Raw genomic sequence first — 12,752 nt, 5'->3', positions numbered from 1 at the left:
AATCAACGGAATGTCCATCAAGGCAGCTCGCAGAAGGTCACCGATGCCCCCGCTTTAGCGGTGATGGCACTGCCTGAGATTTCGGATGCAAAACGAGCGATCACATCACCATCAGCCGTGGCGGAAATCACACCGGCAATGATGGCCACATTTCCAGCAGCCAAGCTCGTAGCATTGCAGGCAGCGGGCAGATCATAGGCGCTGGCAAAATTCACCGTATCACTAGCGGCCGTGAGTGCATAGGTGCTACGATAAGCCAAGAGGTTATTCGTTGGACCATTGATCGACCAACGGCTCCCCGTTGAAGTGGCGGCCGCCGTGTATGGAATCAGGAATTCAAATTTGTATCTTTTCCCGGCCTGCACAGGAAAGGATAACCCGGTCACATTGGCCAAAGTATTGGCCACAGCGTTGTTGTTGATCACATCGGTCGTGATGCTACGCACGCTCGGGCGCAGCAGACTGGCCGAAGGTAAAGCCGAAGCATCTTCATCCCCACGCCAAACATTGTTTTGAATTTCCAGCTCGACCTTTTGCGAGCGCCGCCAATCTCCCAGGCCTGGGCGTTTCCAGGCAAACTGAGCCTGCAGTTTCACGGCGGCATTTTCGGCAGAGGCCCCCACCAGTAAAAGCTCATTCAGTGCTGCCTCCTCATAGGTGATAGCGGCCTCATAATATCCGGTAGCCACATCGTAAACCCAGGTATCCGCAGAAGCGAGAGCAGCGCCACTGTAAACCCCTGGCGGCTTGGCCGCGAAGATGAAATCCTCACTGGGAGCCTGCCAACGAACCCCATCACGCAGGAGTTCCAAAGTGATCGTTTCTCCACTGCCACGGATGGCCTGCAAACGAGTGATTGGCGAATCCAGGCCAGAGCTTAGAACAAGAGTGTTTGTGGTCGTCTCAAAGATGATTTTCATGATCTTAATCAATTAGTACTGCGATGTATCTCGCACAGTTGGGATCTCGATCGGCTTTCTCCGCTCCTGAAGAAGGCGGTAAACATGCCGGTCAAAATCTTTCAGATGCCTAACAAAATGCAGCGCAATTCCGTCCGGATATTTATAAAGATCCGTTTCTTCTTCGGCCTTCCAGGCACCTTTCACAATCCCATCGTCGAATTCGCCATCAAACCTGTAGTACTGCGCGACAATTTGCGACTGCGGAACCACTCCAGCGAGAATGTAATCTCCAAAAGAACGAAAATCGCGAGCAAAGCAAAAACCCGCAGAGCGTTCAAATCGGTAAGCTTCCTTCACGGGGTTATCCCCTGGCAGTCCAGGAACGTAGCGCGTGCCCCACAACTCCAGATCGAAAGCAGTCCTGAAAGCAATCTTGGGTTGCCAGCGCTTTTTTAAATACCGCGTGATCCACTCCATGTAACTGCGTAGCATCCACATCGGCAAGGGACCGCTGTGCTGTCTAAAAAAGAAGGGATCTGGTAATTCAAGATCCATGGTTAGGCAGCGCCGTTAGGTTCCACCGCTTCCCAGTAGCTATATTGCACAGTCACATCGTGCTCAGATCGGCCGGCCAGCAGTCGCTCTGCCGTGAGGTTGTCGATCCTCCACAGGTAAGGGTAATTGAATTGAAAGCTCGTCACAAAAGCCGTCAGAGCACTGGAGAAGATGGTCGGAGTATCCGTGGGCACATCTGCACCTAAGAGCACCTGCCCTACTTTGTCTGTCGGTGGATCCCCGTCGATCAAAAAGCGCTCCGTCATCTGCAGCCGCTGCTGAGGCACTCGATAGGATTGCGGATACTCACTGATCGTCGGAATGGTAGCCCCCACCGTGATCTCTTTGCTGTTCGTCGAATAGCGACGTTTCACTGCTTTCGGAATGTAAATTCCTCGGCAGCTGCAGCTCACCCGTGAGACATAACCATTGAGATTTTCTTTCTCCAGATCTTGAATCACCAACGAGGGGTAAAGCGGGTGCGAAGAGTGTTGCACGTAAGCCTCAGGCCTCACCGTTAAAAAGGCGAGCGTCCCCACGTCCCAGCCTTCTTCTGGCTGACTCATCCGGTCGGCGTCTAGCTTGTCAGCCCCATCAAGCAGGCCATCGGCCTCCCAGCGGTGCTCGTGATCCAGGCCGTCGATCCAGTCGATGGTGTCACAGCTCTTAATTCGCATGTGAGGGTAACCAGGCGGCACGGATCCTTTGCGAAAGCTTCGCGGGCTGTCAGTCTGCCAATGACCATAAACGGCATCCAGACCCCGAAGCCGCTCCGAACGCTTATCAGGCTCCAGCCGAAAGCATTTTTCTCCATAAACGATGACACGTGGGGCGCTCATAAGCTAAGGCGGGCCAGGATTTCAGGAAGGGTTTGGATGATGATTTGAGTCACTTGAGCCGTGGAGTCCTGAGGGGTGGCATTGGCGGCCGCTTCGTTCTTCTTCGCCTGATCTGTGACCTGGCTCTGATCGCGGTTCTTCTTCCGCTGCAGTTCATCGTAGGCATCCAGGCCAGGCGTTTTGAAGGTATCCTTCAGCCGAGTCTTTTGCATCGTGTCGTACGCATCCAGGCCTGGCGTATTCACCTTGCCTCGTGACGGGTCGGTCTGATCCCGGTAAAAGTCACTTAGGCCGCTAGGGCCACGATCCGGCCCGCCCTCTTCTGGCGTGCGGATGTGCGCATCGATGCGCTTGCGGCCATCGGTAACGCGCCGGCCGTTTTCATCGTAGCGGGAATCTTTCGAGCTGCTCTGCTGCTCTTTGATCCTCTGCTGAAGGTCAATACGCTCACGAGCCATCCGGAGGGCCTCAGCTTCGCTGACATTCGTTTGTTCGATGATGCGACGCTTGAGCTCTTGCACATCGAGATCCCGCTGTAGCTGCTCAGCCAGTTCCTTGCGGCCATCGGCTTGAGCTTTGAGGATATCCATCTCGGCATGAAAGTCCGCCAGGGCTTCTGCGCGTTTCTGGCGAAGTTTGTTCTCGGCTAATAGTTTAGCGGCGGTGCTTTTTTCCTCTCGCTCTTTTTTCTCGCGCGCCTGGTCACGCTCTTTGTCGGTTTTCGAGGTGCTGTCTTCGGCCTGCTGATCCGCCTCAGACATCACCTTGGCCAAGTCTTGAGCGCGATTGAGCTGCTCCATGGCTTGCAAAGCCCCTTCGAAGTTTCCACGAGTAAACCGCAGGCTCACAAGCTCTTTCATACCTTCGATCGATGCCTCGAAGAATAGGCCGCCTGTCTTCTGCATTTCTTCGAAGATTGCAGCCTGGGCCTCAGCTGCCGCGCGGTAGCGTTCCGCAGGCGGCAAAGCTTTCATTTCCTCTTCAGCAATGCGCTGCTGCAGCTCGACCACTTTCTCTTTGGCCTTGATTGATGCCTCACTGGCTTCTTCTGAATTCTGATTGGCGGATTGCTGCTCCGAAGCACGGGACGACTCGCGCAGCTCTACCAATTCGCGCGCTTGCCGAAGTGACTCAACAAAGCTAACCCCCGTTTCCTCCCGGATCTTAGCTGCCTCAGTCTCCACATCGAGATCTTGCTGCCGCATAACTGCGATCTTTTCCAGGATCTTGGCGCGCTGCTCTTCCGTTAGATTTGGATCATCAGCATGCCGCTGTAGTGTGTCCGCTTTGCTGTTTCGTCGCGCCTGCTCATCAGCTAACCTGGCGGTATCAATATCGTCCTTACTCGGCATCACGCCGGCAAAGGGGTTCAGCTTTGCCAGCTGCTTGATTTTGGGATCATTTAGAATCTCGGAGGACAGATTTTTAAAGCCATCACGAAAGACGTAGAGATAATCACCGATGGCATCCCCAGCTTCCCGAGACGCATCAGCATTGCCCTCCAACCATTCAGCAAGCTCGCGAGCGCTGCTCACCGCCTCATCAAATCCGCCCTGGGTGAGATTTCCGAAAGTCTTGGAAACGGCGCTCCCGAACGAGCTAAAGGCCACCTGAGCACCATCACCTGCCTCGCCAAATTCCCCAAGCTTATCCGTGAGGAAGGCGAACATGTCACCCCCGGAAGACTTGATCCGGTTCACTTCCTCATTCGTGATGCCAAGGATCTTCGCAATCTGGGAATCTTTGGTGATGTTGCCGCTGAGGATGGAGCGGTATTCCTGAGTGAGCTGATCCAAGGGCAAGCCGGCATTCGCCACCGCGTTGGCGAATTTTGCAGTCAACTCGACGTTTTGCATCGTGGTTAGGCCGATTCCCTTAGCCGTGGCCAAAGTCTTCATGAAGCCTAACGTCAGATCTTCCAGGCCGCCCGCTGTGATCGGCTCCAGCTCAATGATGCGCTCCAAAGCCTTAGCGGCCTCGTTCTTCGCAGCCGCTGCATTGAGCCCATCGAAACGACGTAACACGTTAGCGATACCCACCTCAGCATTATCGAGCGTAAGATTGAAATTTCCGCCTCGACTGCCCACTGAACCGACAGCCGCTAAGGTCGTCGCAATACCACCCGCCACCAGTCCTCCTGCTGAGTTCAAGCCCCCACGCATGCTGGCCGCAAGGCTGGCTCCAGCTTTACGACCCTCCGTTTCCACATGCCGATGGAAGCTCCTGAAATCAGGATTTTGCACGCGTAGAGCTTCCTTCGCGAGCAATTGAGACTGCGCCTGTGACAGTTCCCGTTTCAGGGCCATCGCATCCGTGCGAACCTTGTTAATGATGGCTTGGTATCTCTCAGTTTTTCCGAGAATAGCCTGCTCAATACCGGCAGACTGACGCATTAGATCCTCTTTCAGCTTCGCAGCGTCGCCACGAGCCTTTGCCAGGTTTTGCTGGTATTCGGCAATCTCAAGTCGCAGCGCAGAAACAATGGCACTCATTTTTTGGCAGATTTGAAGCCCGTTTCTCGCGCGAGAGTGGCGAGGTATTTATCCCACATATCATTCAGATCCTGGGTGCGGACCTGCATGGCCCAGGCGATGCGGCGATTGATGTCTCGCACATTGCTGGCGTAGCCGACTTCATCCGTCGCAATGAGCTCGATGCGACGATCATTGATGATGGCGCGAAAGTTGCCAGGGCCATTGGCTTTACCGACACCGTAGGGCAACTTGCGACCGAGGGCACGAAGCGCCGGAGCCCAGCCGGAAGCAAGCCACCACACGTGACTCTCTTCCTGCTGAATGTAGCTTTCGAGCGACTGCGGATTTCGAACGAAAAAGACGATCTCTTTCCGGCGCTTGCGACGTTGGGCAGGGCTCACCCGTTGATGCAAGGTGCCACCATCAAAACTAGAAAAGCTCTTTCCCGTGGCAGCACGGACGATCTTGCTGGCATCATCGTCATTCCCCTGTTTGTGAAGAAACCAAAAGGCGGAAGCTGAGGCGGCGGAAGTGCCTTTGATCGCGTCATAGGCATCCCCAGGAGTGCCGTAGATGCTGCGGATATCGGCAGCAACCTTCGCTTTCCCCTGTCGCTCAGCTTTGAGCCCCGTGACACCTTCGGAAGCTGGCGGCGTGTAGCGGGCTACCTTGTCCAGCACGATGCCGAATTCGCCCTTAACCAATGCCACCATGCTTTTTTTGCTCCCGGAAGCGAAACGCTCAAAAGCCGCCTGGTGGCTTTGTGATTGTACGATGATTCCGGAGGACATGAGATGGGGCAGCTTTCGCCAAAGCGCTCATGTCAAAGTGACGACCGCCACGTGGCGGTCGGTCAAAGATCGATCATGGAAGCGAAGCCCTCGGTTTTCCAGCGCTCTAACTTGTCGCGTAGCTTGAGCATCTGCCGGCCGCTACGGCTCAGGCGTGGATCCGGCCAGACGAAGGCCCCGCCATGCAGGATGCCGCTGGCCAGAATCATCCCGTATGCTTCAGTGAGGCTGATTTCCCATCGCATCTCATCACGAGTGACTCCGCCTAGATAGGCCCGAGACAGCAGCGCATAGAAATCCGCGCTGCGCACGGGCAGGGCTAGTTTCCCGAGTCAGCCCTTCCCTTTTTTCCCGGCTGAGGCATGGCCATCATCTGTTCGTGCTGAGTGGTCAGCTGTAGGGCCGTGAGGCAGGCGAGCTCGAATTGATCCGGACGAATGTTTGCCTCACTCCATTTGGCGATCGCTGAAAAGAACCGCTCGACACGCGGGCCCCGAAGATGCGCCAGCTCCTGGGGATCATGAGCGGCGATGAAGAGGATCTTTTCTGCCGCTGGAACATACGGCAGAATATCTACAAAGTCAGTCAAAGGCGGGGTGTCGATTCCCCTGGCTTTGGCCCATTCAGCGCCCCGAAGCTGAAGCCTTCCCAATTCTTCCAACGGAGGTCCAGGGACATCCATAGCAATCAGCCGCATGGCCAGCAAATGCCGCTCACGAGACCAAGGTTTGAGGGGCATATCCTCGCCAAAGAAAGGCTCTGCAGCGAGATCCCAAGCAAGCTCGCGCGCCTCAGCCGCCCGCGCTGCAAAGACTTCATCTTCCTGGGGGCCCGGTGGGGGCGTTTCAGGTGCAGGAAGGATGGGAGCTGGAGCTAAGGCCTCAGCAGGGATCTCAGCTTCCAAAGGTGCCAAGGGGAGTTCAGAGTTTGCAGTCATTTCGTCCAAAAAATAGGGGGGCTTTTCATGTGTCTCGTCACGTGATCCATCACGTGACCAGCGGCATCGACGCTCACAAGCGCCTGCTTGGCCGCCAGGATCTCCGTAGAGGCTCCATCGCCGGTGACCCGGTGCGAGGCCTCATCAATCATCAGGAGCTTCTTTTGAGTCTCCAGCTCACGCTTGAGCTGTGTCCTGGAATACAGCGCATCGTAGCCAATGCAGAGCGGATGAAGCGGCTGCTGAATCTCCAGCCATAACCTCAGAGGATCGGCTTCTGTCGGGGAGCGTCTGGAGAGCACTTGCGCATCATGCACATGCCTCTGACCGTCGCTAAGGAGCACCGGATACCCTGTGCGGGCCATCTCGAAGACATGACGGGGAGACGAACCCGTAATGCGCAGCAAAGGCACCCCCAGCATGCCCAGGCAGGCCGCCAGGCGTAAATCATCAATGCTCACACGCTCTGGCGAAAATGCCACCGTCGCAGGCTCCTGACCAAGCACGTAGCGTGTCATCAACCCACCCGCCACGCTCACCACTCGCAGAGCAGATCCTTGTTTCTGAGCTTTGAGAAGCTGGTCATAATTATGCTGGGCATTCATCATGACGCACAGCAAGTGCAAGGGCTCACGTTGAGCCAGTTCTCCGCTTTGCCACTGGGCTAACAGCGCCGATGCAAAGAGCGAAGGAAAGCGCAAACTCTGAGGCTGGAAAAGGAACTGAACGCGCATTTCATCCCGGCGCTCATGGATGATGACTTCGGCTTGATATGGAAATCCTAAAGCCCGAAAACAAGCCGCCAGGCGTGTTTCTGTGATCAAGATCGTATTCGCAGAGGCACTCATGGCGGCTTAGGGAATTGGGTGAAGAGCCGAGGCTCGATTTTTCAAAGTTTTGGTTAGGCGAGAAGCGCGATGGGATCCTTGCTAACAGTCGGCACGTAAGTCATGCCGATGGTGCAGTTGGGCGCATCCTCTCCCAGATCCGTCTTGGCACTGCTGATAAACAGCAGCTTGTTTGGATCGCGAGTGTAACCATGACGCTCCAGGGCTGGGATGGGATTTGGCCCTTCCGTTGCTGCTGCGAAGTGAGCACAGGCTGTGATCGCCTGGCCGACGTAGCTAGCAGGCAGGCCATGCACCAAACCATCCGCATTCGGGATGATATCGCCCTTGAGCTCGATGGCTAAATCGCCGCGCCAAATCTGGATCTGGCCAGTCTGACCCAGTTCACCGGGTGAATGTTTCTTTTTCTTTTTGATCTCCTGCTCAGGCGTAAAGCTGACGGTCTGAGTGAGAAAGCCCGTCTCGGCAAATTCCTGACGGTCGAAGTTTGGCAAAGTGCCGTAAAGTTGAACGGCTGGAACTGGAGCAGGCATGGGAAGAGAAATGAAAGGTGGATGGACTAACCAGTGATAACGCCAGACGATTAAGGGGCCGTCGCCGCCGCACCTGAGGCATGCCCGCGCGCTCGAAACGAGGCCGTTGTCGTACTGCGAGCAACCATGATGACGGTCGTGAACCAGCCCGTGGTCACATCCGCTACAGGCGCAATACCTCCAGCCGTGGCACTCGCCACGTAAACGGGAGCCGAGGTGCTGAGCGTGAAGCCAGGCGTGAATGCCGGATCTTCGCTGCAAACTAAAGCGGGTTGCCCGGCCGCACCGCCATTGATGGCGATCCCAGCGAGCTCGGTTTTCCCCGCCACATTCACATCGGTGAGGTAGTAACGGCTATCCGGGCCCACATATACCGGCTGACCCGCAGTCACGGCTTCGCCGAATGTCCCCGGCATGATGACGGCCAGAGAGCTGACCCGCACGTTGGCGGCCGTTACCGACACATCCGCCGCATGAGCAGGCCGGGAAGAAATGAGACCAATGGCAGCAAAAGCAGCCAGCGAAGAAAGAAGCGAGAAGCGTTTTTTATGATTCATGACAAGGAGTAAGGAGTGCCTAACGACTCCGATTCATTGTCAAATCAGCGGCGATACCGCGAGGGTGTAACTCACTGAGGTGGCGTAACTGACCTCCTGAGTGATCTCACCACGAAGAGGAACAGCAGCGCCGCCAAAGCGGGTGCAAAGGAAAGCATAGCCCGCCTTCCGCTCGCTCGGCAGAGCGGCAACAAAGGCAGCAAAGGCCGCGAGATCTCGCAGACGATTATCAATCAGATGCAGCCAGGCGCTCGCATCCGGGCGGGTTGTCTGCTGCCCCACCGGCACTGCATTTTCATCTGTGCTTTTCAGCCAGGTCGCTAGCACAGGCGTCACCATCACCACGCGTTTCGATCCCGAGGATTGTTTGGGATCCTCACGGGCGGCAATGATCAGCGATGGGCGCGGGTATTCCTGGCAGGAATCCATCAACATTTTCTGGATGTTCGGGACGCCTTTAGCGGCTGACTCGGGCGTTGATAGGTAATCCAGAACCAACTGGGCCATGAAGATATCAGGCAGGGTTGTCATAGAGGTGCGTTCCCTTCCAATACCCACACCGGGGAGGCCTCATCATCGCCCTCGATGCTGGTCAGGTTGTAGATCCGGCCCAAATACTTGAGCTTGTGTTTTGTTTCTGGCCGCTCAGGCAGTGTCGAAACCCCCAAGGGTGTTTTCTTCGGCATTTGAACGGATAGCGTTCTCACGTGCTGCAGGCCGTATTCTTCGGCTTTGGCCGCATTGTCTCCGCTCTCGACCACGCAGTGTTCAACGGGGTGCTCAGCATTCCCGATCATCAGCGTTACAGAACCCTTGAAGGGGCTGGCAGCCATGCCTCGCATCATGGCCTGTTGGAAAGCAGAAGGGCTCATGTGAGATCCAGGGAGAAAAGCTTCTGGCGGAGCGCGCACACAAGGTCAAGCAGCTGCTCAGCCGCTGCTTGATTGCCTGGAGGATGATCCACGGCCGCGAAGTTTTTTGCCTCATCATAAAGGCTGAGATTGTACTCCCATTGGAGCTCCACAATGACCCTTTCCTCTTCATTGACCCCCGTGATCATAAAGCGGCGACGGCCGCTTTTTCGATCCAGATCATTCGTCAGCTCTTTGATATCGGGCATGTGCACAGGGGGGTGTCAAAAAATAAACACCTTACCAGCGAAAGCGGTAAGGGGTTTTGGAGATGCACGGTAGCAGACTATTTTTTATCGGCCTTCGCATCGGCAGCGGCTTTCGCATCGGCAGCGGCTTTCGCATCGGCAGCGGCTTTCGCATCGGCAGCGGCTTTCGCATCGGCAGCGGCCTTCGCATCGGCAGCGGCCTTCGCATCGGCAGCGGCCTTCGCATCGGCAACGCTTGAATCTACCAAAGAACAGCAACCGAACCTGCCAGCGTCAACAGGACAGCGACTGACGATGATGTTGCCCTCCTCATCGCCGATGTCCAAGGTGCCATCCTTGTGTTCTGCGATCACGAGGAGTTCCACGTCCGGGCGATTGAATTGATGATAACGAACTGTTTTGGTAGCCATACAAAAAAGCGGTTGAAGGTTCTGTTAGACCGAAGCTCTTAAAACTTCGCTTTGAGGAAGAAGCTCACCGCAGTGTTGTCGCCACCCACGGCCAAAACAGTGGCCGCCGCGCGCAGATAACGCCGCACAGTCGCAGGTAGCACCACACTACGCGACAACGCAGCCGCGCCTACGCCCCCTGCACCCGTTTGAGTGATGCTGTTGAGTGCCGCGATATCTGCAAAGTTCACACCATCAGCCGAGTCTTGCAACTTGGTGATGATGGTCTTGGTATCGGCCAGCGCAGGAACAGCCGGAACGCCGAATTCAAATTCGACATTTTGAAGCGAGACACCGGGACTATCGCCGCGCAAATCAATGGCGGCGGTGTAGGCGGTCGCTGCCGCTGCCGGCAGTGCCTTGGTTTTAATCAGCAGGAGATCTTGAGCAAATTTAGCCATAAAAGTAGAAGTGAAGAGTGAAGTTTAGGTGAGGCATTAAGCCTCGATTGCGTCAGTGTTTGGGATGCTGTCAGTGGCGATGATTGGCACACCATCGACGTCTGCCGTTGGCACAGGCGCAGAGACTTCCACGCCGTCACCGGTGCGTTGCAACGCCGCCATTGTCACAGCGCTGCGAGAGGTGCGGAGCTGAGCACGCGAGCGACGACTCATGAACCAGAACGTCGGGGAAAATCCAGACGGGAGAAGCTCCTTAGCTGTCACGAGAAGGTTATCCGTGCAACCCTTGCCAACCTCCGCCGTGACGTTGGCGATTCGGACCACACAAAATTTAGCACTGCATTGCAAACCGACCCAGCCTAGCAGATCAGCAGCACGGCCAGCGAAAGGTTTATCGTTTTCATCGCGCAAGGTTTCGTCGCGGAAGTCACCCAAGTTAAAGATGTCGCCCGCGCCACCGATCAGGCGGCAGTAATCTTCGCCCATGATCACTCCATAAATGGAGCTTGCCGTATTCGCCGCCGCACCCGTGGCATTGAGAGTGTAAGCACCCCCGAAAGGCGTGAAAGCTTTCAAGCCGGGGAAACCCTCAGCTTCGTTAGCCACACCATTAAAGATCTGACTCCCGATCTCCTGCATGGAAGAAAGCATAACACCCGAAGACTCGCGCGCTTCAATGGCTGCCAAGCCCCCGCTGTCCGCCTGGCCGGCTGCACGATCATACTCAACCCGGCCGGAGAACAGAAAGCACTTATGCTCCCGCGATTCGTAGCGGCTTTTGGATGGATCAACGCCTTGGTTGATTTTGCGAAAACCCGTGGTGGGCAAGCCGATACGATGAAGAGTCTTGTAGCTGATTCCGCTCTCCAGTTGCGCCATTTCAAATACCTGCAGCTCGGGGGCGCGAATGATGTTTTCTTCGACCAGGCCACCGATCAGCGGATCGGGACGAACCAGGTCTAGCATGGTCAGACGCTCACAAAATTCGCCCGTGTATTGGGGCTTAATCAGAGCGAGACCACCAACACACCAGATGCTGAGACCGACGATGAAGCCGTGATTAACGGCCAAGAGCACACAAAGGAGCGAGAAAACAATTTTAGCGGCAAGGCGAAGAGTCATAAAACGAGTAGGTAGAAAGAAGGGTGAGGGTGAGAGATTAGGAACGACGTTCGGCCAGGGCAGCTTTGACCCGTTCGCGAGGAGAGAGGGCAGTGAGGTCGGGCTTATCAGCCTTTGCTCCTCCTACTGGGCCAGCGCTGGCCGCTGTTGTGCGAGAAATGCCGTGAGCATCGAGACCTTTGAGGTGTTGCACCTCAGCGGCTAATGCAGTGATCTGCGTTAGCATGGGAGCCATTGCAGCGGTAACCGCAGCAGCGACCGAATCAGCGACCGGCGCGGCAGCGGCTGCCGGTGGAGGGACAACAACAGGATCAGCCTCAGGCGGGGTAGCCGTTGCAGCGGGGGGAGTTGTAGGAGCCGCACCCCCGCCAGCGGGCGGCGTATCGGTGGCGGCAGTGAAGAGAGGAGTGCGGGGCTTCAACATAGGAGTGGTGGAAGGTGTCGGCGTGGCGATCGGTGGTGACGCATTGTCAAAAAGAGCCCGTATGCTCTCGGGCATTTGACGAGCAAGGGTGGCCTTATTCGCGGGCGCGTATGCTGTGAGAGCCACATCATCCAGGATTGTATCTGCCAACCTCAGTTCCGCCGCTTGGCGACCCGTTAGCCAGGTCGTTTGCGACATTCTGAGATGCCAGTCTGCGAGCGTTCCACCCGCTTTTGCCTGATAGGCCGTTGCGATCGCTTCATTGCAGGCCTGGAGACTGTTGATAGCGTCTTGCAATGCTTTGACGTCAGAGCCCGCTGCCCAAAACTCCGCATCGTGGATCATCATGAGGCCATTCGCAGCGATCCTCAGCTCATTGGCCGCCATGGCAATCACGGTGGCAATAGAAAAAGCATAACCATCAATCGTACAAACGACTTTAGCCTTCTGGCGGGCCAGAATGTTATGGATAGCAATGCCATCGGTAACGTTCCCACCCTCAGAGGTGATATAAACATTGATCACGTCAACTGGGCCCAGCGCTTTCAAGGCTTCTTCGAATTCCTGCACCGTGCCAGCGCCGCCAGTATCATAGCTCTCACCAGTCCAGTAGTCGTAACCCTCCGAGGCCATGCCAATGTAACCACGGAGCCGAATCTCGGCTGCAGGTTTGTCAGCCAGCGCTGTAATGGCAAACCAGGATCCGTTTTGCTTGGGAGGAACGGCTGAGGCAGTGATGAAAGAAGGCCGAGGCTGAGTCATACCCAGCCAGCTAGATGTCAATGACGACCGCCACGTGG

The 12,752-nt window shown here is 56.0% G+C and carries 17 protein-coding genes; all 17 read right to left on the bottom strand.

Annotation, left to right across the window (positions count from 1 at the left end; translation table 11 throughout):
- Window positions 1-17: 17 nt before the first annotated feature.
- The gene (locus HNQ64_RS12245) at window positions 18-920 is read right to left on the bottom strand and encodes a hypothetical protein (RefSeq protein WP_184208918.1); all 903 of its coding nucleotides are present in this window, start codon (window positions 918-920) and stop codon (window positions 18-20) included.
- A gap of 12 nt (window positions 921-932) precedes the next feature.
- Window positions 933-1,457 (bottom strand): hypothetical protein, encoded by a 525-nt coding sequence (locus tag HNQ64_RS12240; RefSeq protein ID WP_184208916.1) that lies wholly within the window; start codon window positions 1,455-1,457, stop codon window positions 933-935.
- 2 nt (window positions 1,458-1,459) lie between these two features.
- Complete coding sequence (locus tag HNQ64_RS12235) at window positions 1,460-2,296, bottom strand: hypothetical protein (RefSeq protein WP_184208915.1); 837 nt, start codon at window positions 2,294-2,296, stop codon at window positions 1,460-1,462.
- The gene (locus HNQ64_RS12230; RefSeq protein ID WP_184208913.1) at window positions 2,293-4,788 is read right to left on the bottom strand and encodes a hypothetical protein; all 2,496 of its coding nucleotides are present in this window, start codon (window positions 4,786-4,788) and stop codon (window positions 2,293-2,295) included. The genes HNQ64_RS12235 and HNQ64_RS12230 overlap by 4 nt, the downstream gene beginning before the upstream one ends.
- Window positions 4,785-5,561 carry a hypothetical protein gene (locus HNQ64_RS12225; protein WP_184208911.1) on the bottom strand — a complete coding sequence of 259 codons (777 nt, stop codon included), beginning with the start codon at window positions 5,559-5,561 and terminating at the stop codon, window positions 4,785-4,787. The genes HNQ64_RS12230 and HNQ64_RS12225 overlap by 4 nt, the downstream gene beginning before the upstream one ends.
- 62 nt (window positions 5,562-5,623) lie before the next feature.
- The gene (locus HNQ64_RS12220) at window positions 5,624-5,806 is read right to left on the bottom strand and encodes a hypothetical protein (protein WP_184208909.1); all 183 of its coding nucleotides are present in this window, start codon (window positions 5,804-5,806) and stop codon (window positions 5,624-5,626) included.
- Between the two features lie 74 nt (window positions 5,807-5,880).
- The gene (locus HNQ64_RS12215) at window positions 5,881-6,498 is read right to left on the bottom strand and encodes a hypothetical protein (protein ID WP_184208907.1); all 618 of its coding nucleotides are present in this window, start codon (window positions 6,496-6,498) and stop codon (window positions 5,881-5,883) included.
- The gene (locus tag HNQ64_RS12210) at window positions 6,495-7,346 is read right to left on the bottom strand and encodes a hypothetical protein (protein ID WP_184208905.1); all 852 of its coding nucleotides are present in this window, start codon (window positions 7,344-7,346) and stop codon (window positions 6,495-6,497) included. The genes HNQ64_RS12215 and HNQ64_RS12210 overlap by 4 nt, the downstream gene beginning before the upstream one ends.
- Before the next feature lie 53 nt (window positions 7,347-7,399).
- A complete protein-coding gene (locus HNQ64_RS12205) occupies window positions 7,400-7,879 on the bottom strand; it encodes a hypothetical protein (RefSeq protein ID WP_184208903.1) in 480 nt (159 codons plus the stop codon).
- A gap of 50 nt (window positions 7,880-7,929) precedes the next feature.
- Window positions 7,930-8,436, bottom strand: coding sequence for a hypothetical protein (locus HNQ64_RS12200; RefSeq protein WP_184208901.1), 507 nt, complete (start codon window positions 8,434-8,436; stop codon window positions 7,930-7,932).
- 39 nt (window positions 8,437-8,475) lie between these two features.
- A complete protein-coding gene (locus HNQ64_RS12195) occupies window positions 8,476-8,967 on the bottom strand; it encodes a hypothetical protein (RefSeq protein WP_184208899.1) in 492 nt (163 codons plus the stop codon).
- Window positions 8,964-9,269: a hypothetical protein gene (locus HNQ64_RS12190; protein ID WP_184208897.1), complete on the bottom strand. Its 306-nt coding sequence runs from the start codon at window positions 9,267-9,269 to the stop codon at window positions 8,964-8,966. The genes HNQ64_RS12195 and HNQ64_RS12190 overlap by 4 nt, the downstream gene beginning before the upstream one ends.
- 35 nt (window positions 9,270-9,304) lie before the next feature.
- Complete coding sequence (locus tag HNQ64_RS12185) at window positions 9,305-9,556, bottom strand: hypothetical protein (RefSeq protein WP_184208895.1); 252 nt, start codon at window positions 9,554-9,556, stop codon at window positions 9,305-9,307.
- A gap of 77 nt (window positions 9,557-9,633) precedes the next feature.
- A complete protein-coding gene (locus tag HNQ64_RS12180; protein ID WP_184208893.1) occupies window positions 9,634-9,966 on the bottom strand; it encodes a hypothetical protein in 333 nt (110 codons plus the stop codon).
- 38 nt (window positions 9,967-10,004) lie between these two features.
- Window positions 10,005-10,406, bottom strand: a complete 402-nt coding sequence (locus tag HNQ64_RS12175) for a hypothetical protein (protein ID WP_184208891.1) — start codon at window positions 10,404-10,406, stop codon at window positions 10,005-10,007.
- Between the two features lie 36 nt (window positions 10,407-10,442).
- Entirely contained in the window at window positions 10,443-11,528 is a 1,086-nt protein-coding gene (locus HNQ64_RS12170; protein WP_184208889.1) for a major capsid protein, read from the bottom strand.
- 37 nt (window positions 11,529-11,565) lie between these two features.
- Window positions 11,566-12,714, bottom strand: coding sequence for a head maturation protease, ClpP-related (locus HNQ64_RS12165; RefSeq protein WP_184208887.1), 1,149 nt, complete (start codon window positions 12,712-12,714; stop codon window positions 11,566-11,568).
- Between the last annotated feature and the right edge of the window lie 38 nt (window positions 12,715-12,752).

Source organism: Prosthecobacter dejongeii (assembly GCF_014203045.1).
Classification (GTDB): domain Bacteria; phylum Verrucomicrobiota; class Verrucomicrobiia; order Verrucomicrobiales; family Verrucomicrobiaceae; genus Prosthecobacter; species Prosthecobacter dejongeii.
This window is presented reverse-complemented; position numbering and strand designations above follow the sequence as displayed.

Coding starts and splice junctions, on each gene's coding strand:
- HNQ64_RS12205 (WP_184208903.1), bottom strand. CDS start 7,879: ATGCCTGCTCCAGTTCCAGCCGTTCAACTTTACGGCACTTTGCCAAAC.
- HNQ64_RS12230 (WP_184208913.1), bottom strand. CDS start 4,788: ATGAGTGCCATTGTTTCTGCGCTGCGACTTGAGATTGCCGAATACCAG.
- HNQ64_RS12245 (WP_184208918.1), bottom strand. CDS start 920: ATGAAAATCATCTTTGAGACGACCACAAACACTCTTGTTCTAAGCTCT.
- HNQ64_RS12235 (WP_184208915.1), bottom strand. CDS start 2,296: ATGAGCGCCCCACGTGTCATCGTTTATGGAGAAAAATGCTTTCGGCTG.
- HNQ64_RS12225 (WP_184208911.1), bottom strand. CDS start 5,561: ATGTCCTCCGGAATCATCGTACAATCACAAAGCCACCAGGCGGCTTTT.
- HNQ64_RS12215 (WP_184208907.1), bottom strand. CDS start 6,498: ATGACTGCAAACTCTGAACTCCCCTTGGCACCTTTGGAAGCTGAGATC.
- HNQ64_RS12240 (WP_184208916.1), bottom strand. CDS start 1,457: ATGGATCTTGAATTACCAGATCCCTTCTTTTTTAGACAGCACAGCGGT.
- HNQ64_RS12185 (WP_184208895.1), bottom strand. CDS start 9,556: ATGCCCGATATCAAAGAGCTGACGAATGATCTGGATCGAAAAAGCGGC.
- HNQ64_RS12190 (WP_184208897.1), bottom strand. CDS start 9,269: ATGGCTGCCAGCCCCTTCAAGGGTTCTGTAACGCTGATGATCGGGAAT.
- HNQ64_RS12170 (WP_184208889.1), bottom strand. CDS start 11,528: ATGACTCTTCGCCTTGCCGCTAAAATTGTTTTCTCGCTCCTTTGTGTG.
- HNQ64_RS12165 (WP_184208887.1), bottom strand. CDS start 12,714: ATGACTCAGCCTCGGCCTTCTTTCATCACTGCCTCAGCCGTTCCTCCC.
- HNQ64_RS12220 (WP_184208909.1), bottom strand. CDS start 5,806: ATGCGATGGGAAATCAGCCTCACTGAAGCATACGGGATGATTCTGGCC.
- HNQ64_RS12200 (WP_184208901.1), bottom strand. CDS start 8,436: ATGAATCATAAAAAACGCTTCTCGCTTCTTTCTTCGCTGGCTGCTTTT.
- HNQ64_RS12210 (WP_184208905.1), bottom strand. CDS start 7,346: ATGAGTGCCTCTGCGAATACGATCTTGATCACAGAAACACGCCTGGCG.
- HNQ64_RS12180 (WP_184208893.1), bottom strand. CDS start 9,966: ATGGCTACCAAAACAGTTCGTTATCATCAATTCAATCGCCCGGACGTG.
- HNQ64_RS12175 (WP_184208891.1), bottom strand. CDS start 10,406: ATGGCTAAATTTGCTCAAGATCTCCTGCTGATTAAAACCAAGGCACTG.
- HNQ64_RS12195 (WP_184208899.1), bottom strand. CDS start 8,967: ATGACAACCCTGCCTGATATCTTCATGGCCCAGTTGGTTCTGGATTAC.